28 protein-coding genes and 2 pseudogenes are annotated in these 23,715 nt (G+C 61.1%); 17 read left to right on the forward strand and 13 right to left on the reverse strand.

Annotation, left to right across the window (positions count from 1 at the left end; genetic code table 11):
* Positions 1 to 15 precede the first annotated feature (15 nt).
* From QA600_RS17725 to gvpA, 4 genes are all read right to left on the reverse strand, one after another.
* Positions 16 to 348, reverse strand: a complete 333-nt coding sequence (locus tag QA600_RS17725; RefSeq protein WP_278293261.1) for a CHY zinc finger protein — start codon at positions 346 to 348, stop codon at positions 16 to 18.
* A 106-nt stretch (positions 349 to 454) separates the two neighbouring features.
* Complete coding sequence (gene gvpO / locus QA600_RS17730; RefSeq protein WP_278293262.1) at positions 455 to 1,015, reverse strand: gas vesicle protein GvpO, halophile-type; 561 nt, start codon at positions 1,013 to 1,015, stop codon at positions 455 to 457.
* Between the two features lie 4 nt (positions 1,016 to 1,019).
* Positions 1,020 to 2,063 (reverse strand): gas vesicle protein GvpN, encoded by a 1,044-nt coding sequence (gene gvpN / locus QA600_RS17735; RefSeq protein ID WP_278293263.1) that lies wholly within the window; start codon positions 2,061 to 2,063, stop codon positions 1,020 to 1,022.
* A gap of 5 nt (positions 2,064 to 2,068) precedes the next feature.
* Positions 2,069 to 2,353, reverse strand: coding sequence for a gas vesicle structural protein GvpA (gene gvpA, locus QA600_RS17740; protein WP_278293264.1), 285 nt, complete (start codon positions 2,351 to 2,353; stop codon positions 2,069 to 2,071).
* A gap of 232 nt (positions 2,354 to 2,585) precedes the next feature.
* Between gvpA and QA600_RS17745 the strand changes: the two genes are divergently transcribed.
* From QA600_RS17745 to QA600_RS17780, 8 genes are all read left to right on the forward strand, one after another.
* Positions 2,586 to 3,212, forward strand: coding sequence for a GvpL/GvpF family gas vesicle protein (locus QA600_RS17745; RefSeq protein WP_278293265.1), 627 nt, complete (start codon positions 2,586 to 2,588; stop codon positions 3,210 to 3,212).
* Positions 3,213 to 3,214: 2 nt separating this feature from the next.
* Positions 3,215 to 3,469 carry a gas vesicle protein GvpF gene (gvpF, locus tag QA600_RS17750; protein ID WP_278293266.1) on the forward strand — a complete coding sequence of 85 codons (255 nt, stop codon included), beginning with the start codon at positions 3,215 to 3,217 and terminating at the stop codon, positions 3,467 to 3,469.
* On the forward strand, positions 3,469 to 3,972 hold the full coding sequence (locus QA600_RS17755; protein ID WP_278293267.1) for a gas vesicle protein GvpH: 504 nt from the start codon (positions 3,469 to 3,471) through the stop codon (positions 3,970 to 3,972). The genes gvpF and QA600_RS17755 overlap by 1 nt, the downstream gene beginning before the upstream one ends.
* Entirely contained in the window at positions 3,969 to 4,880 is a 912-nt protein-coding gene (locus tag QA600_RS17760; protein WP_278293268.1) for a hypothetical protein, read from the forward strand. Before QA600_RS17755 ends, QA600_RS17760 begins: the two co-directional genes overlap by 4 nt.
* Positions 4,881 to 5,014: 134 nt before the next feature.
* On the forward strand, positions 5,015 to 5,518 hold the full coding sequence (locus QA600_RS17765; RefSeq protein WP_278293269.1) for a gas vesicle protein: 504 nt from the start codon (positions 5,015 to 5,017) through the stop codon (positions 5,516 to 5,518).
* Positions 5,519 to 5,521: 3 nt separating this feature from the next.
* Positions 5,522 to 5,866, forward strand: coding sequence for a gas vesicle protein K (locus QA600_RS17770; RefSeq protein WP_278293270.1), 345 nt, complete (start codon positions 5,522 to 5,524; stop codon positions 5,864 to 5,866).
* On the forward strand, positions 5,863 to 6,768 hold the full coding sequence (gene gvpL, locus QA600_RS17775; protein ID WP_278293271.1) for a gas vesicle protein GvpL: 906 nt from the start codon (positions 5,863 to 5,865) through the stop codon (positions 6,766 to 6,768). Before QA600_RS17770 ends, gvpL begins: the two co-directional genes overlap by 4 nt.
* On the forward strand, positions 6,765 to 7,058 hold the full coding sequence (locus QA600_RS17780) for a gas vesicle protein (RefSeq protein WP_005558090.1): 294 nt from the start codon (positions 6,765 to 6,767) through the stop codon (positions 7,056 to 7,058). The genes gvpL and QA600_RS17780 overlap by 4 nt, the downstream gene beginning before the upstream one ends.
* Before the next feature lie 31 nt (positions 7,059 to 7,089).
* Here the strand turns inward: QA600_RS17780 and QA600_RS17785 are convergent, their stop codons facing one another.
* Positions 7,090 to 7,305 carry a hypothetical protein gene (locus tag QA600_RS17785; RefSeq protein ID WP_278293272.1) on the reverse strand — a complete coding sequence of 72 codons (216 nt, stop codon included), beginning with the start codon at positions 7,303 to 7,305 and terminating at the stop codon, positions 7,090 to 7,092.
* 841 nt (positions 7,306 to 8,146) lie between these two features.
* Positions 8,147 to 9,208 carry a zinc-dependent alcohol dehydrogenase family protein gene (locus QA600_RS17790; RefSeq protein WP_278293273.1) on the reverse strand — a complete coding sequence of 354 codons (1,062 nt, stop codon included), beginning with the start codon at positions 9,206 to 9,208 and terminating at the stop codon, positions 8,147 to 8,149.
* Positions 9,209 to 9,412: 204 nt separating this feature from the next.
* On the opposite strand from QA600_RS17790, the gene QA600_RS17795 reads away from it, so the two are divergent.
* From QA600_RS17795 to QA600_RS17815, 5 genes are all read left to right on the forward strand, one after another.
* The gene (locus QA600_RS17795) at positions 9,413 to 10,861 is read left to right on the forward strand and encodes an ATPase domain-containing protein (RefSeq protein ID WP_345782038.1); all 1,449 of its coding nucleotides are present in this window, start codon (positions 9,413 to 9,415) and stop codon (positions 10,859 to 10,861) included.
* Positions 10,862 to 10,901: 40 nt separating this feature from the next.
* Positions 10,902 to 12,002, forward strand: coding sequence for an ATP-binding protein (locus QA600_RS17800; protein WP_278293275.1), 1,101 nt, complete (start codon positions 10,902 to 10,904; stop codon positions 12,000 to 12,002).
* Positions 12,003 to 12,115: 113 nt separating this feature from the next.
* Positions 12,116 to 12,919 (forward strand): succinylglutamate desuccinylase/aspartoacylase family protein, encoded by an 804-nt coding sequence (locus QA600_RS17805; RefSeq protein WP_278293276.1) that lies wholly within the window; start codon positions 12,116 to 12,118, stop codon positions 12,917 to 12,919.
* On the forward strand, positions 12,919 to 13,203 hold the full coding sequence (locus QA600_RS17810) for a hypothetical protein (protein ID WP_278293277.1): 285 nt from the start codon (positions 12,919 to 12,921) through the stop codon (positions 13,201 to 13,203). Before QA600_RS17805 ends, QA600_RS17810 begins: the two co-directional genes overlap by 1 nt.
* 120 nt (positions 13,204 to 13,323) lie before the next feature.
* A complete protein-coding gene (locus tag QA600_RS17815; RefSeq protein WP_278293278.1) occupies positions 13,324 to 13,662 on the forward strand; it encodes a hypothetical protein in 339 nt (112 codons plus the stop codon).
* 187 nt (positions 13,663 to 13,849) lie between these two features.
* On the opposite strand, the gene QA600_RS17820 is transcribed toward QA600_RS17815, so the two are convergent.
* The 4 genes and pseudogenes from QA600_RS17820 to lrp all read right to left on the reverse strand — a co-directional run bounded on the left by QA600_RS17820 (position 13,850) and on the right by lrp (position 17,954).
* The gene (locus QA600_RS17820; protein ID WP_278293279.1) at positions 13,850 to 15,019 is read right to left on the reverse strand and encodes a thioredoxin domain-containing protein; all 1,170 of its coding nucleotides are present in this window, start codon (positions 15,017 to 15,019) and stop codon (positions 13,850 to 13,852) included.
* A gap of 554 nt (positions 15,020 to 15,573) precedes the next feature.
* A pseudogene (locus QA600_RS17825) lies at positions 15,574 to 16,290 on the reverse strand (pirin family protein); the annotation flags it as partial.
* Positions 16,291 to 16,468: 178 nt separating this feature from the next.
* On the reverse strand, positions 16,469 to 17,143 hold the full coding sequence (locus QA600_RS17830; RefSeq protein WP_278293287.1) for a helix-turn-helix domain-containing protein: 675 nt from the start codon (positions 17,141 to 17,143) through the stop codon (positions 16,469 to 16,471).
* A gap of 346 nt (positions 17,144 to 17,489) precedes the next feature.
* Entirely contained in the window at positions 17,490 to 17,954 is a 465-nt protein-coding gene (lrp, locus tag QA600_RS17835; RefSeq protein ID WP_278293281.1) for an HTH-type transcriptional regulator Lrp, read from the reverse strand.
* A 632-nt stretch (positions 17,955 to 18,586) separates the two neighbouring features.
* Here lrp and QA600_RS17840 point away from each other — a divergent pair.
* Entirely contained in the window at positions 18,587 to 19,534 is a 948-nt protein-coding gene (locus QA600_RS17840; RefSeq protein WP_278293282.1) for a tyrosine-type recombinase/integrase, read from the forward strand.
* Between the two features lie 313 nt (positions 19,535 to 19,847).
* On the opposite strand, the pseudogene QA600_RS17845 reads toward QA600_RS17840, so the two are convergent.
* Positions 19,848 to 20,159 (reverse strand): annotated as a pseudogene (locus QA600_RS17845) (transposase); the annotation flags it as partial.
* A gap of 119 nt (positions 20,160 to 20,278) precedes the next feature.
* Positions 20,279 to 20,821, reverse strand: a complete 543-nt coding sequence (locus tag QA600_RS17850; RefSeq protein ID WP_278293283.1) for a hypothetical protein — start codon at positions 20,819 to 20,821, stop codon at positions 20,279 to 20,281.
* 184 nt (positions 20,822 to 21,005) lie between these two features.
* On the opposite strand from QA600_RS17850, the gene QA600_RS17855 reads away from it, so the two are divergent.
* From QA600_RS17855 to QA600_RS17865, 3 genes are all read left to right on the forward strand, one after another.
* The gene (locus QA600_RS17855) at positions 21,006 to 21,200 is read left to right on the forward strand and encodes a hypothetical protein (RefSeq protein ID WP_278293284.1); all 195 of its coding nucleotides are present in this window, start codon (positions 21,006 to 21,008) and stop codon (positions 21,198 to 21,200) included.
* 321 nt (positions 21,201 to 21,521) lie between these two features.
* Entirely contained in the window at positions 21,522 to 21,914 is a 393-nt protein-coding gene (locus QA600_RS17860; RefSeq protein WP_165161533.1) for a HalOD1 output domain-containing protein, read from the forward strand.
* 27 nt (positions 21,915 to 21,941) lie between these two features.
* Positions 21,942 to 22,460 (forward strand): hypothetical protein, encoded by a 519-nt coding sequence (locus tag QA600_RS17865; RefSeq protein WP_278293285.1) that lies wholly within the window; start codon positions 21,942 to 21,944, stop codon positions 22,458 to 22,460.
* Between the two features lie 689 nt (positions 22,461 to 23,149).
* On the opposite strand, the gene QA600_RS17870 is transcribed toward QA600_RS17865, so the two are convergent.
* Positions 23,150 to 23,715, reverse strand: a 566-nt coding sequence (locus QA600_RS17870) for a hypothetical protein (RefSeq protein ID WP_278293286.1), incomplete at its 5' end; no start/stop codon positions are given.

A 23,715-nucleotide genomic window follows, 5' to 3' on the forward strand; every position in this document is an offset into this window, starting at 1 on the left:
GCCGAGTACCGTCGGCTACCGCTCGAGGTAGTACTCGAGGTGGTCCGTACAGCCGGGGTTGAACGCCGCTTCGCACTCCGGGCACTGCGAGTTACTCTCGAGGTACTCGGGTGCCGTCATCGCCGTCCCGCAGGCCCCACAGAGCACCGATGGCTCGTCGAACCGGTCACGGGGCCAGACGGCCGCCTCGTGGTCGGCGACGGCGTCGTGGCAGCGAACGCAGGGGTAGTACCGCTCGCAACAGGCGAACCGGAACGCGACGACGTCGCGTTCGGTGTGGTAGTGCTGACAGCGCGTCTCGGGATCGACCTCGAGTCCGTACACCGGAGTGTCGTCGACGAGTTGCACGGTCGCCTCGAGGACGGGGAACGGTTTCGTCGTTTCGACGAGTCGCGGCGAAAAACGGTAGACTGGGATGTGATCGACGGGAGCTGTCCGACTCGAGAGCGGCGGGCTACTCGAAGGCCTTCGTGTCGCCGCGGCGGTAGCGACCGAGCCGTCGGTACCCCTGGACGACGCCGTCCTCGTCGAGTTCGATCTCGTAGCGGCCGATGATGTCCTGGGTGTCCGGGACGGCCGAGCGTTCGATGACCTCGACGACGGCCCGCCAGCCCTCGTCCATCGGCGAGATCTCGCTGACGCCGTCGAACTCGTGACCGATGAGCTTGCCGGCGGTCGACTGAACGATCTTCCGAATCGCAAGGACGCCCTCGATCTGATCCTTGCCGTCGACGTCACCCGTGTCGACGTCCTCGGGGTCGGTCGCCTCCTCGTCGGCCATCTCGGCCGACTGGACGTCCTCTTGCTCTTCGTTCTCGGCCTCCGCTGACTGGTCTTGGTCGTCGTCCTGGTCCTCCTGTTCCTGTTCGTCGGCTGATTGGCTGTCGCTCACGGTTGGATCACTCTCATCGTGCTGATAACAGAACCCGTCGTCCTGGGCCGGGCGGGAGCACCGCTCTCCGTCCCCGGTACGCGCCCGACACTGGTCCGCTGTGTTCGATTCGGCTTCGGCCATCGTCTTAGAGCGCGTCGCTGATTGCGTCGCGGAGCTCGTCGATCCCGTCGCCCTCGCCGGCGATCTTCGGTGCGAGGACGTCCGTGAACACGTCGACGAGCAGCTCGTCGTCGAACTCCTCGGCGCCGTCCTCGGCGAAGACCGACAATCCCTCCGCCGCGGTGATCGCCGCGCGGGTCCCGACGACGACGTCGAGTTCGTCACGGAGTGCTCGGATCGCATCGACTACTTGTTCGATCGTCTCCTCGGGTACGTCGACGTGGGCGGCGACGATCTCGCGTTCGGTCTCGGCGTCGTAGTAGTCGACGTTGACGCCGACGAACCGGTCGAGCAGCGCGTCCTGCTGTTCGTGGACGCCCGCGTACTCGACGTCGTTCGAGGTCACGAGCAGCCGGAACTCGGGGTGGACGTCGATTGTCCGATCCTCGCCGTGTTTCCCCGGTCGCTCGAGGACCCCTTCCTCGAGCACCGACAGCAGGACGTTGTGAGCTGTGGGATCGCTCCGCGAGAACTCGTTGTAGACGAGCGTCGCGCCCTCCTTGACCGCGACCGAGAGCGGGTTGTCGACCCACCGCTCACGGACGACCTCGGTGGTCTTGCTGACGCCGCTGACGAACTGGTCGCGCTCCTCGTAGCGCTCGCCGCCGGAGTGGGTACCGACGAGTTCGGCGGTACCGACGGCCTCGTCACCGTTGATCCAGACCACCGGACGGCCGCGCTTGGCGGCCGCCGACAACGCGAGCGCCGTCTTCCCGCAGCCGGTCGGACCGATAAGGTGGACCGGCTGGTCGGCCTCGAGCCAGCCGGTGATCCGGTCTCGAACCGACGCGACCGCGTCGGTCTCGATGAACGGATCGGGGGCGATCTCCTCGGGGCTCGAGAGCGGTGATCCGTCCGAACCGCCGGAACTGCCGGAGCCGCCGCTCGTCCCGTTCGACGCGCGTTCTTTCTTGGCCATCTTCTTCGCCTTCCGACGCTTCTTCTTGCTTCGATCCGACCTGATCTTCCGGCCACGAACCTTGCGGTCCCGCGAAGACGAATCCCCCATGTGGATTATTCGGAGGCGGACTGTGGCGAGGACTCCGGTCGCTCTTCGATCTCGAGCTCCTCGAGGTCCTCGAGATCGCCCTCTGCGGTCGCTTGCTCAATTTTTGAGATCTCCTCCGCGTAGTGGAGGAAGGTGTCGACGGAGGCGACGACGACGCGGGCTTCGATCGTCAGGAGCTCGATGCCGACGACCGAGACGCGCGCCCAGACGTCGATGACGACGCCCTTGTCGAGAACACGGTCCAGTACTTCCGCGAGACTCGAGGCGTCTGGTCTTCGTTGGGATGCCATTGTATCCCGGCGTTCTCGCGCGACCGGTAACAGTACTGTCGCTGCGCATGCAAGCTAATCCTCGGGCCGAGGGGTGTACTCGGCGACACTGCGCCTGCAAGCACCACCATAACGCGCGCGGGAGCCTTATCGACACGACGAGTTGTCGATTCAGTAGCTCTTATCTTATGGTACGGACACACACCTCGTTCGGACGGTTCGACCGATCGCATCGACGGACGGTGATGCTGTCGTGAGTCACAGGTACGTCTACGGCGTCGTCGAGGCGAGCGACGACGTCGAGTTCGAGACGGACGCGGTCGGCGACGCGGACCGCGTCTACACGATCTCCCACCGCCGTTACGCGGCGGTCGTCTCGGACATCGACACGACCGAGCCCGAGGAGACCGACGAGGACGCCCAGCGCCACGACGACGTGCTCCGGGAAATCATGGAGTACGAGGGCGGGCAGACGATCGTCCCGATGCGGTTCGGGATGGCGTTCGAGGGCGACCGCGAGCTGAAAAACGTCCTCCGGAACGCACAGCCGGCGTTTCGCCGCGCCCTGCGGGACATCGACGGGAAGATCGAACTCGGCCTCAAGCTCGTCGAGGAGGAAGAGGCCGACGTTGACCGCGAAGCAGTCGAGGACGACGTCGCCGACCACCTCGAGCCGATCGCCGAGCAGTCGGTGCCGAACGACCTGTTTAGCGACCGGCTAGTGTTCAACCGGTCGTACCTGGTCGAGAAGGACGACCGGGAGGCGTTCGACGACGCGGTCGCCGAGCTCGAAGATGAGTACGAGGGGCAGCTTCTCGTCCGGTATACGGGGCCGTTCGCGCCGTACAGCTTCGTCGACGTCAAGATCGGGGCCCAGTAACCATGTTCGTGCTCGACGATCTCCTGTTCCGGCCGTTCATCGGTATCGTCGACGCGTTACACTCGATCGCGCTCGACGAACTGTACGACCTGAACGAACTCGAGGACCAGCTCAAGGAGAACCAGCTGCTGTACGAACTCGGCGAACGGCCCGAGGCGGAGTACCGCGAACGCAAAGAAGAACTCGAGGAGGAGATCGAGATCGCTCGCGAGGTCCACGAGCGGTTCTCGAGCAGCCGCGTAGAGGTGAAACGATAATGCCCGACCACACCGACGATCCGATCGAACCGAACGACGACCGCGACGACCGCTCCGGCCACTGGCTGACGAGCCTGCTGTCGGCGCTCGAGTCGCTCGAGCGCCGCGACTTGTCGTCGACCGGTCGCAGACGGCGACGGTCGATGAACCTGAACTACGACGTTTCCGTCGGCTCCGGACTCGATCGGGCAATCGACAGGGTTCGGACGCCGACCGACGGCAACCGAATCCGGGAACGAACACGGCGCTCACGCCGTTCGCCCTCCCCGGACGGCCACGTGACCTCCCGGCTGCACGACGACGAGCTGCTCGTCACAGCCGACGTCGCCGGAACGGACTCGAGCGACGTTACGGTCGGGTTCGACGGGGACGAACTCGTCGTCGCCGTCTCCGGGACCGAACTCGGTCGGGTCGACGTCCCCTGGGAAGATCGGACGTCACGAGCAACGTTCAAAAACGGCGTCCTCACCGTCGCCGTCGAGCCCGTGGAGGACGATCAATGAGCGAGGACGACGAAACCTTCGAGGAACTGCTCTCGGAGGCCGAGTCGAGCCTCGAGAACCTCGAGGAGTCGCTCGAGGGCGTCGACACTCCCGACGAGCTCGGCGACGGCGAACTCGAGGAGCTGCTCGGCGACGTCGACACGCTCGTTCGGGTGGCCCAGGAGACAACCGAGCTGCTCGAGTCGCTCGACCTGACGGAGCTGCCGGAGGCCGTCGACGGCGACGAGCTGCTCGAGGCGATCGAGACGGGCGAGATTCCCGATGCGCTGGCCGACGAAGAGACCGGCGCGAGCGACGTCGTCAACTTCACGGAGCTGTTCTCGGCGCTCGACCTGTTGAGTATGTGGGACGCCGCCGACCTGACCGAGATCTGGGAGGAGAAACGGGAACTCGACGAGGCGACCGACGAACTCGGTGACGGCGAGGACGACGGCGCCCTCGAGGACGCCGCCGAGACGATCGTCGACGAGGGCACCGACCTGGTCGGCGACGAGGACGGCGACGGCCTCCTCGACGATATCGACGCCAGGGAGGCGGCGATGGAGGCGTTCGAGAAACCCGACATCGAGGAGGATCCGGAGGCCTACCAGGTGTTCATCCAGCAGCAGGCGATGCGCGGGATCGACAGCTTCCGGGACGCCCTGCTCGAGACCCACGAGACGTTTCAGGAGCTCTACGAGACCAATCGAGAGAAGATGCGACGGGAGGACACGACCCCGTCCTCGCGGAACCCGACCGCCGCCTCGACGTTGCCGACCGAGCGGCGGGACATCGGCACCAGCGATACGCGCCACTCGACGGTGCCACAGCAGGTCAAGCTCTCGACGGCGCCGACTCGACGGCGCATCTACGGCCGTCGGTTCGAACTCGAACTCGAGCGAAAACGACGCCAACAGAACAATGACTAACACCCTATCCGACAGCCGACCGAAGCAACCGAGTATCGCCGGCCGATCCTCGAGCGGCAACGCTCGCACAGTCGGCACGATCACGGCTGAACGACCGATCCGAGGCAGCGGCGCGCACGGCCGAGGTGGTTGTCGTGGTCGATGAGTTCCAGCCGAGCCGACAGAAGGCCGACCTCGCCGAGGTCGTCGAGATGCTCCTCGACAAGGGGATCGTCATCAACGCCGACATCGCCGTCTCGATCGGCGACACCCAGCTGCTCGGCGTTCAGCTCCGGGCCGCGATTGCCTCCTTCGAGACCGCGGCGAAGTACGGCCTCGAGTTCCCCGAGGGGACGGACATGCAACGCCTCGCCGAGGCCGTCGACGACCCCGAACTCGCCGAGGAGCGACAGTCGACCGCCCCGATCGATCCGACCCGAGGCGTCAACGTGACGGCCGAATCCGATGCCGAATCCGGCGGAGACGGCAACGATCCGGAGTCGGACGGCGAGGACAGCGAGGAGGACGTTACGCCCGCCCACCCCGGGTTCAGTCCCGATCCCGATCGGCCGACCAGCGGCGGGTACGACCTGCTCAGCGACGACTCCGACGACGAGGAATCGGCGGACGACGGAACCGAATCGGAGGGTGACGAGTAATCCATGTCGACGATCGACGTCGGCGACGGCGAGAACGCGCGCGACGGGCTGTTGACGCTCGTCATCGCCGTCGTCGAGATCCTGATCGAGGCCCTCGAGGGCGAGGCCGTCCGGCGCATGGAGTCGGGCGATCTCACCGACGAGGAGATCGAACGCCTCGGTGGCCAGCTCGCGACGATCGAGGCCGAGATCGAACAGCTCAAGCAGGACGAGGGGATCGAGGACGGCGTCGACGACCTCCGCGGCGAGCTGGACGGACTCGTCACCGACGCGATCGAACAGCTCCAGGGCGAAACGACCGCCTCGAACAAGCCCGGCTACTCCGTGTTCGGGGGTGAAGAGCAGTGAGTTCCGACGATCGCGACGACCGGTCCGAGCGCACGGACCGGGAGCCGGGGGTCGACGCCGACGAGGTCCCCGAGATCGACGAGGGGCGGTACCTCTACTGTCTCGTGCAGGCGGACGCGGACGCCGACCTCGAGCTGACAGGGATCGACGGCGAGCCGGTTTCGATCGTCGTCGAGGACGGGATCGGCGCGGTCGTCCACGCCTGCGAGGGGATCTACGACTCGGCCGACCTCGCCCAGGTCAGACGCTGGCTCGTTCGTCACCAGACGGTCATCGACGAGGCCAGCGAGCGGTTCGGGACGCCGATCCCGTTCCAGTTCGACACGATCCTCCGGGGCGACGACGAGCGCGTCCGGGAGTGGATCAACGACGAGCGAGCGACCCTCGAGCGCGCTCTTTCCGGACTGGCCGACCACTGGGAGTACCGCGTCGAGGTCGTCGAGATCGACCCGGTCGACGACGAGACGCTGATCGAGCGGGACGACCGACTCCAGGAGCTCCACGAGAAGATCGACGACTCCGAGGAGGGAACGGCGTTCTTGCTCGAGAAGAAACTCGATCAGCGCCTCGCCGCGGTGCGGGCCAATCGTCGGGAGTCGGCGACCGACGACCTCGAGGAGCGTCTGGCCGCCGAGGCCCGGGAAGTTCACTCGCTTGAACGCTCACCCTCGGCGTCGCTCTCCGACGAGGTCGCCGACCAGGACGACGACGAGGGAGAGACGCTGTGTCGACTCACGCTGCTGGCCCACGAGGACGACGAGGGGGCCATCGGCTCGATACTCGACGACGTGGCGGCGACCGACGGGCTCGAGGTCCGATTTACGGGGCCGTGGCCGCCGTACACGTTCGCGCCGGAACTCGGCAGCGGCGAGCAAACAACCGACGGGGGACGACAGCCATGAGACCGCGAAAGGACGAGGACGCGCTAGTGGACGTACTCGACGTCGTGCTCAGGGACGGGGCGATCCTCCGGGCCGACGTGATCATCTCGGTCGCGGACGTGCCGCTGGTCGGGATCAAGCTCTCGGCGGCGATCGCCGGGATGGAGACGATGACCGAGTACGGACTGTTCCAGAAGTGGGACGTCGACCGCCGGGCCAGAGCCGTCGAACGCCGGCAGTACGGCCGGGGCCGCGACGACGATCGCGAGTCGATCACCGTCAACGGCCGCGAGCGAGACGAACTCGAGTGACGGAACCCGACCCGGTGGAGGAATGGAACGGTCAGGCGAACGTCGGTCGCTCGGTCGTGAGTTTGACCTCCCCGGAGACGGTTTCCTCGTCGCGGTCCTCGTCGTAGACGTACTGTCCGGAGCCACCACAGAGCGTACACTCGTAGTTCTCGGAAATCTCGTTGATCATCTCGCCGTCCTCGAAGTAGACGCGGCTCTGGACGATCTGCAGGAACTGCGGCGTCTCGCAGTTGGCACAGCTGATCATATCGGTGAGGTAGCCGTGATCGGTTGTAGTTATCCGGCTTGTAACCAATGGCTCGAGACCCCCTATGGACGTCTTACCTGTCAGGCGTCGACGGGCAAAGGGCCCGGCTGGACACCCTTCCTCTCGAGCGATTGCGAAGCGGCGCAAACTCGGAGTAAACAAGCCATAATCGCAAGACTGGAGCGGGATCGTTCGGGTATCGAGAGCCGAATTAGTGACCGAACAACCGTCGGTATGGTGGACGCGAACGACGAGGTACTGACGTCGGACCGAACGATCGGCCGGCGACTCCGATCCCAAACCACCGACCGGAGCGAACCCGGCTGACTGCGGATCGAATCGGTCGACGACGCGGCGGATGGAGCGCGTTTCCGCACCGGAGTCAGCCCCCGTCCGAGGGACGGTTCGCCCGTCAGTTCGCACGCCGCTGGCGGCGGATCGCCACCGACCGGACGTTCGCTCCCGTAGCCGGGTGCTACGTCTGCGGTATACGCTCCCTGTCGAGAGTTCGGCCGTACTAGTGCGTGACAAGCCGCCGCATAACAATGTCGCTCTCGAGCGAGTCTTCGTCCGCGGGGATACCCCCCGCCGGGTGCGCGCTCGGCCCGGACGCCGACGCGCTGACCGGCCGACTACGTGCGGTCGTACCCGGAACGCTCGGATGTGGACTCGCCCCCGCTTCGAGTACGCTCATGTCTCTCACGCCAGGGTGGGTTTCCCGCCCCCACCCGGTTCCAACACACTTGCGAGCCCCGGGCTCATACGGTCCGGCGTACGTCACTGCCGAAGCGACTGTGAGGCGGTATCCGGTCGCTCCGGTGAACAGGTACGGCAAACCGCGTCAGAACTCGGTAACGACCGGAATGCCGATCGTGCCGTAGTCGTTCATCGCGGCCAGGGTCTCGGGCAACTCCTTGAGCGAGAGTCGCTCGCCGATGATCTTGCTCGGATCGAGCGTTCCCGCCGCGATCAGCCGGAACAGTTCCTCGTAGCGAACCAGCGGCATGCCGAAGGAGCCGTAGAAGTCGATCTCCTGCATGGTCATCGCGTCAACTGGCAGGGAGACCTCGCCGCCCTCCTCGCCGGTGGTGAGCCCGACCTGGACGTGGTGGCCGCGTTTGCCCAGGCTGCCGATCGAGTTGCGGCAGGTCTCGGCGATTCCGAGCGCGTCGATCGAGACGTCGGCGCCGCCGTCGGCGAGCGCCTTCACCTCACTGGCGGGGTTGTCGGCCTCGGCGGCGTTGACCGTCTCGGTCGCGCCGAGCTCGCGGGCGCGCTCGAGTTTGTCCTCGCGAACGTCGACGGCGATCGGGTGTGCACCGAGTGCACTCGCGATGTGGATCGCGGAGAGTCCGACGCCGCCACAGCCGTGGACGGCGACCCGATCGCCCGGCCGCAGATCGGCGCGATCGGCCAGCGCGTGGTAGGCGGTCATGAACCGACAGCCGAGCCCCGCCATCTCGGCGAACTCGACGTCATCGGGGAGTTTTACGCAGTTAAAATCCGCCTTCCGGACCGGGAACGCCTCCGCGAACGCGCCGGGGGCGATGCTCGTAAACCCGAGCGGAACGACCGTCTCGCAGACGTTCGCTCGTCCGGCCTGACAGTGGCGGCAGCTTCCGTCGGCGAGGTGGAACGGGACGGTGATGCGGTCGCCTTCCGCGAGGGTCTCGACGTCTTCGCCGACTGCCGCCACGACGCCGGCCGGCTCGTGACCCAGAACCTGTCCCGGCTGGGCCTGTGCGCCGACCCATCCCCAGTCGCCCTGCCAGGCGTGCCAGTCGCTCCGGCAGACCCCGCAGGCTTTGGTCTCGACGACGACCTGATCGGGTTCGGGCTCCGGGTAGTCGACAGTCTCGATCTCGAGCGGTTCGCCGTACTCCGCGAGCACTGCAGCTCTCATATGCAGGGAGTACACACACCGCGTACAAAACTGTGCGCGAACCGACCGATCGCACGCCACTGCGTTACCGGGTACGTCCCGGCCCGGTGTCGTTCGGGATTACGTCGATTCCGGAGACATTCATACAGACCACCCCACTGGGAATCAATTGATTAATACCTCTCAATTTCGTTTGGTTTGGCTGTGGCATCCGATATTACGCTGATGAACAGCGGGATCAACGGCTTGGACGAGATCCTTCACGGAGGGCTCGCGAAGGGACGGATGTATCTCGTCCACGGCCAACCCGGTACCGGAAAGACGCTGCTCGGAATGCACTTTCTGGAACGAGGTTTGCAAAACAGCGAGACGGTGCTGTTCATCCACGGAGAGGAGTCCAGAGAGGAGATTCTGGCCAACGGCAATGCAGTCAACATCGATGTCAGCGACGCCGAATTTCTCGATCTGGGTCCGGAGTCGGACTTCTTCACCGACGACGACTCGTACGACTTAGTCGAGCCGAGCGACATCGAGCGCGATCGCTACACCAAGCGAATCCACGAGGCGATCAGGGAGATCAACCCCTCCCGCGTCGTCGTCGACCCGATCTCACAGCTCAGGTACGTTGAGGCCAACGAGTACCAGTTCCGCAAGCGGATCCTCTCGTTTATGCGGTTTCTCAAGCAACACGAGATAACCGTCCTCGTCACGGCGACGCTCAACTCCAAACCGGAGTACGACACCGAGTTGCGCTCGCTCAGCGACGGAATCATCAAGCTCACCCGCGACAAGGAGGGACGGCGAGTCGAGGCGACGAAACACCGCGCGCTCGGACAGATGGGCGGCGATCACGGGATGGCGATCCGAGAGAACGGACTCGAGATCTTCCCGCGGATTATCCCCGAATCACACCACCACACGCTCGAGCCCAAACGGATCCACTCGGGGATCGACGAACTCGACGAGCTGCTCGGCGGCGGGTTCGACCAGCGCACCGTCACGTTCATCAGCGGACCGACGGGTGCCGGCAAGACCTCGACGGGAACGCAGTTGCTAGCGCAGGCGGCCAAGGACGGGCTCAACTCCTCGATCTACCTGTTCGAAGAGAATATGGAGACGTTCACCCATCGCTCGGAATCGATCGGCACACCCATTACGGAACTGCGTGAGGAGGGGACGCTCTCGGTAAACGAGGTCGAACCGCTCGCGCTCTCGAGCGAGGAGTTCGCCCATATGGTCATCGAGCAGGTCGAAGCGGAGGGCACCGACATCGTGATGATCGACGGGATCGACGGCTACACGATCTCGATCCAGGGACGGGAGTCCGAACTCGTTCGGGAGCTCCACGCACTGGCACGCTATCTGAAGAACAAGGGCGTTACAGTGTTGATCACGAACGAGATCTCCGAGATCACCGGCATCACGGAGGCGACCGACAATCAGCTCAGCTACATCGCGGACAACATCGCGTTCGTCAGCTACGTCGAGATGGACGGAAGCCTGCGGAAAGTCATCGGCGTGCTCAAGAAACGCACCGGCAGCTTCGAGAAGACGCTTCGGGAGTTCGAAATTACCGGCGACGGTATCCACGTCGGCGAGCCGCTAACCGGCCTTCACGGTATCTTGCAGGGCTCACCAATGGGACGAACGGTCGATCCTGCACAGAACGAATGATCACACTACACCGCAGTACGACGAGACCCCGAGTCCGCGTATGAGTAGGAACGACCAGCGGAACACGATCCAACTGCTCATCAACGAGGAGGGGAATCGCGCTGCGGTTCGGGAACTGCTCACCGACGACTACGAGGTCGAGACCGACTCGTCGCTCGTCGAGGCCGACCTCTATCTCGTCGACGACTACTCGTTTCACGACTACCACGGCGCGCTCCGCGAGCACGTCGACGAGAGCGACCCGGTCTTCTGTCCCGTCGTCCTCGTCCGCCGCGACGACGACCACCACAGGGTTCCGCTACCGAACCCTGACGAACGCGACCCACCGCTGCTCGTCGACGACATCGTCGAGGCACCGATCGACCGAACGTTGCTCTTTCGGCGACTGAACACGCTGCTCGTCCGACGTAGCCAGTCTCAGGAGCTGATGCACTACATCTCGAAGCTCGAGGAGTCGAACCGATCGCTCGAGCAGTTCGCCTACGCCGCCAGCCACGACCTCCAGGAGCCGTTGCGGATGGTCTCGAGCTACCTCCAGCTCATCGACCAGCGCTACGAGGACGAACTCGACGAGGAGGGCCAGGAGTTTCTCAGCTACGCTATCGACGGCGCCAACCGGATGCGGGATATGATCGAGGGACTGCTCGAGTACTCCCGGGTCGACACCCGCGGCAGTCCGCTCGAGCCGACGGATCTCGAGGCCGTCCTCAACGAGGCGCTCGCGGATCTCAGGATGAAAATCGGCGAGCACGACGCCGAGATCGAAGCCGAACCGCTCCCGACCGTGCTGGGCGACGACGATCAGCTCCGACAGGTGTTCCAGAACCTGCTGAACAACGCGATCGAGTACAGCGGCGACGAGCCCCCTCGGATACGGGTCACCGCACGGCGACAGGGGAGGAAGTGGCGGATCGACGTCTCCGACGACGGCGTCGGGATCGAGCCCGAGGATCAGGACCGGATCTTCGAGCTGTTCCAGCGGCTACACAGCCACAAGGAACACGCGGGAAGCGGAATCGGGCTCGCTCTCTGCAAACGGATCGTCGAACGCCACGACGGACGGATCTGGGTTGACTCCGGCTCGAGTTCGGGTGCGACGTTTTCGTTTACGCTCCCGCCGCTCGACGCTCGACGGGACTAACCGCCGAGGTGCCGCTGTGACTAGACGAAAAGTGCGGTAACGGCTACCATCGTTCTACCGCTGAATTCGAAGATGGGAAGGTGCTTTAGGGTGGATCCACTTCGATTAGCCGAATGAGGCGACGTCGAACCCTGGCCGCCTGCGGAGCGTTCGTCGGAACGGCCGTCGCCGGCGCGGTGAGCCGACCGACCGACAGCACGGAGCTGGTAGCGAAAGCCCGCGACTCGAGCGACGAGAGCGGGCTCGAGACGAACACCGAGACGCTGCTGCCCGAAACGGTTCACGAGACGACGCTGTACGAGATCGACGCGCCGAGGGACGGCCCGACGGCGATGATCTTCGGCGGTGTTCACGGTGACGAGTACAACGGGATCGACATCGCACATGAGGTAGTCGACTGGGCTCCCGACGCGGGAACGCTCGTCGTCGTTCCCGAAACCGACCGCGTCGCGGTCGAAAACGACGAACGGGAGGGTGTCGACGGTGACCTGAACCGTCAGTTTCCGGCCGAGGAGGGACCGACGAGCGACCTCGCAGCCGGCATCTGGGATGCGATCGAACGTCACGATCCCGACGTCGTACTGGATCTCCACCGATCGCTCGGCCTCTACGGCGTCCACCAGCAATACGTCGGTCAGGCGCTGTTCTACTCGCCGGGTGCGGACGGAGCGTCGATCGCGGCGACACTCAACGACGAGGCCGTCCCGTGGTATCTTCCGATGCACCGGTTCGTCGCCCACGAGAGTCACCTCGCCGGACCGCTACTGTTCCACGAGACCGCTCGGGAACTCGATACCGCATCGTACCTCTTCGAGACGACCAGTTTCCTCCTCGATCGCGAGACCAGAAACGAGATGACGCGAATCGCGACCGCAGCGGTGCTCGATCGACACGGACTGCTCGAGGAGGGTCGGTAATGGCGCCGTCGCTTCGACGGGCGCTGACCGCCCCCGTCACGGTCGCAACGTTTCTCTTGCTGGTCGTCCCACTGGCGCTGGGCTGGCTCAGAACGTCCCTGCTGTCGCCGCTGGCGCTGCCGGGATATCTAATCTATACGGTCGGATCGGCGATCGGCAATCTCCTCGCGCCGCGGTTCGACCTCTGGGTCTACTGGATTCCGTTCCTGGCGGGTTGTTACGGCATCGCTGTAACGTTCGGCTACACAGTCGAGCTTGTGGTCGATCGGTTCGAGTCGCTCTGACGACCTTCGTTCTCGCTGTCCCATCTTCACCGACTCCTCACGCCGAACTTTCGTTCTCTGCATGCGAACTGCTAGCAAGGCTTATGATGGGTGGAGCCATAGCCTCGCGTACACACCGATATGCCATCCAGGTCCCGACCGCCCCGATCGACCACCCTCTCGCTGTCACACGACGAGCACTGGACGCTTCATCACGTGTTGCTCCACCGAATCGAACAGGAAGAAACCGCCACCGACCCGACCGACGTCGACTCGCCTCCCCTCGAGCTGTTTCAGGCGTTCGAAGCGATCGACGGCGGAGCGGTTCGGTTCACCGACCCCCAGCTCGAGGCGATCCAGACGACGCTCGCCAGCTACCAGCGGTCGACAGACTGGTGGGAACTCGAGCGCGGCACACTCGAGTCGCTACTCGAGCACGTTACGAACGCCCTCGAGGCCGATCGGCTGCCGGCCGACTGATACAGCTCCCGTCGTCGGTTTCGAGGCGGTCGATGCCGTCCTGCAGCTACGCAACGGTACGGCAGCGTCCAGCTCGAGGCCGTTCGAAGAACGAGATAACGGTCGCGATCGATACCGCGGGCGACAGCACGGCGTTCGTCAGTCGAATCCGGGTGACGGACGGCAACTCGTCTCGACGGATCGCAGGTTAGCAGTCGACCGGAAGGTCGTCGACGGTGCGGTCGTCGCTGAGGTCGTAGTCCTCGCCGGCGCCGATGCTGCCGTCCGAGCTCCCGCCGCTAGTGTCGTCATCAGCGTAGTCGTCGGAGTCGTCGTCGGCGTAGTCGTCTGAGTCGTCGTCGGCGTAGTCGTCGGAGTCGTCGTCGGCGTAGTCGTCGGAGTCGTCGTCGGCGTAGTCGTCGGAGTCGTCGTCAGCGTAGTCGTCGGAGTCGTCGTCAGCGTAGTCGTCGGAGTCGTCGTCAGCGTAGTCGTCGGAGTCGTCGTCGCCTTCCTGAGACTCCTCGGTCTCGTCAGACTCGGCAGCTTCCTCGTCCTCGGCGTCCTCAACCTCGGACTCCTCCTGTGGTTCCTCGGCGTCCTCGTCGCCGTCGTCCGATTCGGAGTCGTCGTCCACGTCGGAGTCGTCGTCCGATTCGGAGTCGTCCTCGAGTTTCTCCTCCGATTTCTCTCCCTCGGGCGCGTCGTCGAGACGGCTGTCGAGCCAGTCGATGATTGCCTGAGTGCCGTGGTGTGGCGCGGTCGTGTCACCGGCCAGCTCGAGCTGTGGCGTGTAGGTGATCCCGTCGTTGCTGGCCAGGGTAGCGACCTCCTCGACGTCCGCGTCGTACTCGCCAGCTTCCGCGCGCTCGATAACGGCGTCGACGTTCGATACATCAGCGGCGCGCGCTCGGTTCTCGAGCTCGTCGTAGCTGATGTACCCCGACGGCATGTCGGTGTAGGTCTCGGTCACGTACTGCCAGTAGCTGTTCGGGTCCTCGTCCCAGACGGCCAGTCCGACGGCCGCGAGCCGCGAATCGGTGCCCGAGATGAACGCTTGTGAGGTGTCGCCCGGCTCGTACGCGAGGTTGCAGAACTCGACGTTGAGCAGTCCCTCAGTGACGAACTCGGAGATGATCTCCTGGAGGTTTCCGGAGACGAAGTCCTGGCTCGACGGACACTTGAAGTTCCCGTAGAAGGTTGCGGTCGGCGCATCGCTGTTCGTCCCGATCGTCGGATACGTGCGCTCGCCTGCGTCGTCCGGAATCGGTACCCCATCGGACGGTGCGCTTCCGGACGCGACCCCAGCGAGTCCGAGCAGCGAGACGGCCCCAGTAGTTGTCAGTACACTTCGACGTGTCATCTGCGGCTTCCGTGACATCGACTGCTCCTCATCAGGGAGGGAGTATAAACGGACTCAGCCGTTCTGTACGCTTCCCCGAACTTTACCAAACTTCCACCCGTTCCAGACATCTCTCGGAACCACAACTGATCGCAACACTGTTTCAATTCGACTCGAGCCGTCGGCACTGCAATCAGTAAATCGCAAGCAGGCGGCGTCGTTTGCGAGAGCGAACGATTACTCGCACCCCAACTCGAGTTTCGGTCTTCGAAATGATGTAAGTACAGCAGGCGTTTCCGACTATCCTAACTTCTATTTTGCTGACTGTTATATAGAGATCGAATATCGTGGTAACAACTATCAGTATCGACCACGCTCCGGAACTGTATTGCCTCTCGAGCGGAGACTCCTGTCGTATAGACTACCAAAATCTGCAGCGAAATCGCTCGGCCGGAGGTGGTTTCGGCGACGGTCGACCGTTCCGCTACCGTGCCGTGCGGACTCACCCCGGAGCGGTTGCGAGGAGTGAGATTCGTCCGAACGGTCGCGTTTTCCGGCGAAGAGGTGGCTCTCCCGGTGTCAGCGGCTCGATCTCAGCGGCCGATCGTTCCGCTGCGGGTGACCGGGGCGTCGGGATCGAGACGAAACGCGATCACCGTCGATTCTTCGACTGCGGCGACGGACGCGTCGGTCTCTCCGGTCACGAGCGAGCTCTCCGTGTACTCGACCGGCACGCCGTCCACCGTGACCTCACCCTCGAACACGTACAGGTAGGTGCCCACCCGGCCGAGATGGGAGCGTAACGGCCGCCCTGGCGTCGAGACGGCAGTCGTAGCAGTGGACGTCGTTGCGGACGAAAGCGGGGCTTCGCCGCCTTCGGGACCGAACAGGTGACGCCACTCGTTTCGAACCGCGTCGGGGATCCGCTCGTGCTGGATGCCCGGCTCGAGCTCGAGGCTGTGGGGTCGGACGAATATCTGGAGCATCCGCAGCGGCGGATCGTCGGCAGCGGTTTCCTCGGCGTGCCAGAAACCGCTGCCGGCGTTCATTACCAGCAGGTGGTCCGGATCCGTGATCAGCTCGTTTCCCTGCTGGCCGTCGTGGCGTATCACGCCGTCGGGAACCCACGAGATGGTCTCCTCGTTGCGATGTCCGAGCATTCGGATCACCGTTCCTGGCTCCATGAACGACTCGACGACGGTCGCCAGCGGCCCGTGACCGTGATCGTCGTGACCGGGAACCGCTCGGCCGGGAAAGTTGAAGTGCGTCCTGAAGTTGCCCTGATCCTGTGAAACCGCCGTCCGCGGGGCCGTGGATCTGGGAACTCGAGCGTACCGATCCGGACTCGTCCATTACCGACGCTAGCGGCCCCGTAAGCAAATCCGTTCTGCGCGTTCGGAGCTCGGCACGGACGATGCAACACGCGTCGTTGGTGTTCAGGAGTATGTTCTCTTCGCTGGCTCCCGTTCCTCGGAGCCCGAACGACGGTTAGTCGGAGAGCCCTGAGGAGGGCGTCGGTTCCGCCTCCTCGGCCGAGACGTCGAGCTCCGACGCGACCAGCGACCGGTACGCGCGACGAAGCCGCTCGGAGAGGGCCTGGTGGGAGACGTCGAGCTCCTCGGACAGTTCCTGCATCGAAACGTCCCGCGGGATCTCGAAGTAGCCGTGGTTGATAGCTGCGACGAGCGTTTCGTACTGGTTCTGCGTGAGGTCGGACTGCGAACCGGTTTCGCCGTTCGTATCGTAGAGGCGGATCACCGTCGGCTCGAGGTCGTGTTCCTCGAGCCGGGTGTGAATCGAGCTCGCGTCGCTTCGCTCTTGCACTCGGATATCGAGAACCCAGGAGCGCCCCGTGGCCGAGGCGTCGAGGATGGTTCCACCCTCCTCGAGCACCAGCTCGAAGAGATCGATCGTTTTCGGCGCGAACTCGACGTTGTACAGCCACTGTTCGTCGTCCCCGCTGACCAGCGCGTACTCCTCGATCGCCGAGGCTTCCGCCAGGCCCGTCTCGATCTCCGCTTTCGGTGCACCGGAGAGCCACAGGTCGTACCCACTCGAGACGACCCCGGCCTCCGCTTCGCACGTGAGCGACGGCACGGATTCGAACAGTTCCGCCAGTCCGGTCCCCCCGCTCGAGATTTCGAGATTGACGATCGAGGTCATATGTTCGATTCGAACGAGACGGCCCAGTTCCATAGGGGCGGCTCCAAATTTGTTAGCACTGTCGATGGAGAATGTACGGCTGTGTTACATCTCTCGTTGTAACGGCGACCGAGACGATTCGAATCCGATCGTACAGCCGTTTTGCGGCCGAACGCTTCCCGTCTCGTGGCTGCTGTGGACATCTATTTGAATCCTGTCACGAAGACTCGGCGTCGACACCGTGTCGGATCGGTCTCCGAGCTGGAGCGACGAGGGAGAAGCCGTTCCACTGCGGCCTCGGAATCGGTCTCTCGGGATGCCGGACGCTTCGGTCCTCGAGCGAAGGATACTGCCGCAGCGGGGCCGATCAGTCGTCGGCGTTGGCCCCGAGTCGGAACTGCTCGTTTTCGGAGATGGTCTCGAGGACGATACTGGTGTTCGATCGGGTAAGGTCGGGATCGGTGATCAGGGCCTTGATCTGGTCGTTCATATCGTCCGTATCCTCGAACTTCCCGATCGCGATGATATCGTAGTCGCCGGTGACCTCGTAGACGGAGACGATCTGAGCGTGGTCCCGGAGCGTGGCGGTGATCTCCGACAGGGCGCTTCCTTCCACCTTGAACTGCATGACGGCGGTAACGTCGTATCCCGCGGCGTCGTAGTTAACGACCGGTGTGTACCCCTGGATGATACCCTCCGATTCGAGATCCGAGAGGTGGTTCGAGACGGTCGTGACGGAAACGTCGAGCTCCTCGGCGAGGCTCCGAAGGCTGGCACGTCCGTCCTCGAGCAGTTCGTTTACTAGCTCCGTATCGAGATGTTCGTAGGCCACTACGTAGTACGATCTCTCCACTCCGTCTAAACAGTTACGAACAGTCAGTTTTTCGCCCTCGTATTTGAATTTACAACTACTACCGGCGACCGGTCGTTCCCGTTCTGACGAGACGTCCACTCGAACCGGCCTGCATTCTCGCGCACAGCGGCCGATCGGGTGTCCGACACCGACCCCTTGACACCGATCCTGGTGCGACGGACTCCCCGCTCGACCTACGACTTCGTCCCTCGCGTTCCCGTGGAACCAGCGCGCCACGCCTCGATCATCGTCGTCAGGTCGCCGAAGGGCTTGGGCAGAGTTGAACGATGCTCGAGAACCTGCTCGCGTTGCTCACAGAGTATCGGTCCAGTTCGAGATTGCCGTAACGATCTCTGACGGAACGATGACTTGCTTCGCTCGTCAGTTTGTTTCGGCAGAAATGGGTTGGGGCAGATTTGAACTGCTAAGAAGAATGACATGCTCGCTGCGCTGCGCGTGTCATTCTTCTATAGATCGACGTTCGCTCACTCCCTTCGGTCGCTCGCTGCACGTCTCACTGCCGACTTCCTTCACGGAGGTATATGGTAGTGGGACCGAGCTCAACCCGCACGGCGGTCGTGACCGCTCCCCTCGCCGCGGGCGGACCAATCATGCCATCAATCGAAGAATCCGTCACAGCATACCTGACGGCGCGAGAAAGCGAACTCAGTGCATCAAGCATCCAGAACCACCGGTACCAACTCAAACAATTCCGTGAGTGGTGCGAACAGGAGGGGCTCGAATCGATCGAATCCATTACCCCGATCGACGTTATGCAGTTCCGGAGAGCACGGTCGAACGACTTGAACTCAAACACGATGTATAACCAACTCTCAGTCCTTCGACTTCACCTCCGGTTCGCCCACCGAATGGGGTGGATCGACGAGGAAACACCGGAATCGATCGTCCTTCCGAAGAGAGATGGGACAGCACGGGACCGATCGATAGACCCGGACCGGGTCACCAACCTGCTTGAAACACTCGATGAATACGCGTACGCGTCGCGGACACACGTCCTGCTCGCCTTGATATGGACCGCGGGACTTCGGATCGGTGCACTCCGCTCACTCGACGTCGGTGACGTCTACCCGCGAGAGAGGTACATCGAGCTTCACAATCGCCCCGAGTACGAGACTCCTCTAAAGAACGGGCTCGGATCCGAGCGGGAAATTAACCTACACGGGTGGGTCGCGCAACTCATTGAAGACTATGTATCCAATCGCCGTATCGATTCACTCGACAATTACGGGCGTGAACCGCTGTTGTCGTCCCATCACGGGAGGTATTCGAGGACATCGATTCGGCGTACCGTGTACTCCCTGACTGATTGCGGGGGGATTGACGGTGGGTGTGATTGCGCCCGTTCATCGAAGTGTGACCGATCTGTGAGTCCACATGATATACGGCGTTCATCTATTTCCGCGTGGTTAGATGATGGACATAACCCTGATTTGCTTGCCCAACGGTTCGATGTGTCGAGCTCGACGATGGCTAAGCACTACGATATTCGTACCGAATCGCAAAAGCGAGAGCTGCGGCGCGACGTGTTCGATATGTAGGAACAGTCGTTGACAAGATTCACGCCGCCGAGAAGCAGAAAAGAACTCGTCAAGAGACCGCATCAACACCGGTCCCTCCTCACCTTCAACCCCTTCGCACACTGACGGTATAACGTCTTGGTTAACCCATTTCGCTTCAGCGACGAATACGTTAGACACGTAATACCCCTCAGTTCCGCTCCAAAATACCTCCACAGGTTCTCTATGTCCGGGTTTTGCCGAATTAGTGTTTTGGGAATCTGCTCTGGTGTGTAGATGGGGGTGCGCAGATTCCAAATAAGAGTCATGCGCCATCTGTCGATTTTGCTAATTTAACTGTCTCTGATTGACTCCGTTGGCAGTAGAGGTCAGCGTCCAAGCGTGCATTCCATGTCTTGTGAAGTGATGTGAACTCACGATGCTTGATTAGTGAGCGAATCTCGTGTTGACGGGCAAGCCGTCTGATTTTCTGGTTGTCGTAGCCTTTGTCCCCGAGCAGGATGTCGATAGCTTCGGGGTTGCGTTTGATCAATGATGGAACGATCTGGCTATCGTGTTTTCGTGTCGTCGTCACGTGTAAATCGAGGATTGCGTTTACCCTAGTGACTAACAGTGTTACTTTGAGTTGCTGAATCGTGATTTTTGACATATTCGTTCATCTCACTCTATCCGACTCTCTATGCAAGACCCGTGCGATGAATGCATCACGGCCACCGGAATATATCACTGATAGAAGGTTTCAATGAAACTAAGATCTCGTGGATGTCAGAGCCAGCCGGGCAACGGGCGATGTTCGTACTCCTCTACATCTGTGATCGTGACTGAGCGCTCATCGCTGTCAGGAAGCTCCAACTCGGCGGCTTCATACACTTCATAGAGAACACCAATCTGATCATAGAGATTTACCTGTTGCAGCAGGTCGATTCCGTACTCAGTAACCGCGTAGTATTTCCTCGGGATCCCGTTCGGGACGGGTGAGGCATCAGCCTCAAGAGCCGTCACAATCTCCGGGTCCCGACTCTGGAGATTGCGCAAGTGGTCACGAATCGTACTCTCGGTAATCTCGTTGCGCGCCGCTAACTCAACAGCGCTCAGTGCCCCCGTCGGGCTTGCAAGGATCTGCTGTAGGAGGCGAACTTTCGGCTCGATCAGGATCGCCCGCAGGTTAGCAAGACGGTCAGGATCCACGCCATGTTTCACCATCTGTCCTGACGCGTCTTCACCGCCGAGGTGCGTCGCAGATGAGGAATTGTCCTGAGGCATAATCGAGAGTTCGACTTCCAGCCTAACATGTTTTGCGACGAACATCGATAATCACGACTCGCAACCTATGGATCTACAGCCAATCATTTCATGTCCAACACGGATACTCCATCACACATCTAGAACACTACGCTTCAAAGATACCTAATAGTGGCATTTCTGGCCGCATAACACTCCAGAACTCCCTCAAAATCCAATCTTTCATGTTATTTGGAACGAATCTCAATCTATGGACGATTACCTACTATCGACCGGACTAGATGCGATTGCATGCACCCGACACATGGATATCGAGCCCGATGAAGCAGTTGAGAAGGCGATCAACAAACGTGAAGCTGAGTTCTCCGCCATCGAACGCCATCGTATCCGACATGCTGTGAGAATTGATATCGCCACTAATCAATCGGCGAAACTCACTGATTAAAAATCCGAACTATAAATACTGCCAAGAACACAGCATTAACCGCGCGCGAAAGCGCGTAGAGAGGGAGCGGTTGCCTGGAAGCTTCACTCCCTCTCGTGCGGCTCCCTAAGGGAGCAAATCAGGATTGCGTCTGACTCAATATAGGTCTGGCGACGAGTGACTGGACTGGTTGCTTCCCGGGGATCATCAGACTACCAGCCATGAGACTCAACATCGAATGCGAAGACTGCGAACAGATGATCAAGAACGACTCGGGGAGAGTCATCACCGATTGCGACTGTGGAGCGCGCTACATAGTGACGGTTACGCAACTCGCAAACGATGACTAAAGACCACGACCCCAGCGACGACCCGTTCGAGGAACTCGGGGAAAAGTCATCCGACGAGTGGGAGTGGTCCGGGAAGAGAGGAGATCCCTTCGCAGTATCCGGGGGAGAGACCGACGACTCTCAGTCCCGGTCGGCCGGTGAGGAATATGATGCCTCTCTAGTGATCCTTGATCAGATAGCCGAGAGGGAAGACTGCGATATCACAGATCTCCCACCTCTGGAAGACACGATCAGCGTTGAAGCAGTAGATGAATTGGCAACCAGTAACTCGATCGAACGAATCGAGTTCTGGTACTGTGGGTACAAAATCAGGATCACACGCGAGGACATCCAAATTCAGGACGTAACAGGTGATAACGGGCAAGCTGGAGCCCACAAAGAGTAAGTAGCTTTTTTGAAAACTCAACTCACCATGACACAGCGACAGACCACGTCAGAAGGGCCAAAAGAGCTCCACATTGAGACCCAGGCACAAGAGGGGGATCTCATTCTGAGTGAAGCAGAAAAGCAACTCATCTGTACAGAGGAGGCGATTCGATATGCAATCGACTCACCTACACCAATAGAGATCTCACGCGAGGACGTTACAGAGACACGGAGATTCACTGATCAGTCACTCACAGGATTCTCTTTGCTTGGCCATCTGTTTCTCTTCATCGCCTTACTATTGACCGCACTCTCAGTCCAATTAATCGTATCAGGCGCACCACTGCTCGACGTCGTTACTATAGGGACGTACTTCTCGACGGTTCTGGCATACCCAACTGCGCTGATGTTCTACAAAATGGAGGTCGGTGAGGCACACGTCCTGAGAATCGAAACACCAGAAGAGAGATTCGAGTTCATAACAACAGAAAACGAAGAGGAATTCGACCGCATCCATTCGGAGATCCAAAAGAGAGAGCCCATTAAAGGCACCTCATACGGGTAGTAATTTCCATGTGGCTGCTGAAACGAAGGCCAAGCACCCCCCCTCGTTGTGAGTGCAGATTCTGATATCACACCCCCCTCGTTGTGAGTGCAGATTCTGATATCACACCCCCCTCGTTGTGAGTGCAGATTCTGATATCACACCCCCCTCGTTGTGAGTGCAGAACCGAATATCGCACTCAACGATTGGTCTCTGAGGGTAGGAAACTGTGGGGTCTCGTGCCTAAAACACCTCCTGCCGATAGTTACTCGCTGAGTGGGGCTGTGACATTGTTCCGCGGAAGAACGGTATCGAAATCGTTCTCAAATTCACCCGCGCTGGACACAATGAACTCATCAGTGCTGATGGGATTGGAAAGGCAGAGTTCGTCTCGTTCCTTGAAGAGGCAGAATGACAGCGTTAGTCCTGAAGGTGCGCGACAGTGCGTCCGAGCTCCCGGGAATGTTCGCTCTCGCTTACGTCGTACTGCTCTTCTATTGAACGAAGTCGTTCCTGAAACGTCATCATGGGGGCCTCCAGTAGAGTCTATCCTAGCTAAGGTGATTCCAGCATAAGAACCTTATTCCGATTGCCGGTTGGGGTGAGTTGCTGTTCACTGAACGAGCTACTGTTGAGGTGTTCATCTTTGGCGTCGTAATCAGTAAATGCAGTAGTGTTCTGAGATAGATTAACCGGAGAGAAAGCGTCGCTCAGCCCGTTGCTTCTACCTCTGTTTCAGTATGGAGTGAGATCACTTCGTCTTCAAATTCCATGTAGTAGCCTGGTTGAGAGGCATCTTCGTAGTATTCAACATCGGTAGTGAGTTCATCGAATTGATCTACTTCCTCTTCATCAATTCCTCTTGAGACCGTTCCCTCTGTTTCGATTACTTCTTGGGAGACGTGATGAAGAACCGTAAAATCTGGAGCATCATCCTCGATACTCAGAACAGGTTCTTTCTCTTCGTCGCTAACCGGCATCCCGATTAGGAAACTTGATTCATCGTTTTCGTTTCTTTCGTTCGTCAAGTTTGGATTTTCATCTTCAGTCCCCTCATCATTTGTACCAGCCGGACTGTCAAGACACCCGGAAGCACCCACTAACACAACGGATAGGGAACTAATGGCCGCTCGGCGATTAAGAAGGGATCGACTCATGTCTCCAAGTACATCACACAGAAAATTGAGTGTTGGGTTGGATTCTCCTAGTATATACTGAGCGAGCTCTGTTGAAACCCTTGGCTGATGATAAGTTTCAGTAGTTGTGCTGAATACAC

It is taken from the genome of Natronococcus sp. A-GB1 (assembly GCF_029688845.1).
Classification (GTDB): domain Archaea; phylum Halobacteriota; class Halobacteria; order Halobacteriales; family Natrialbaceae; genus Natronococcus.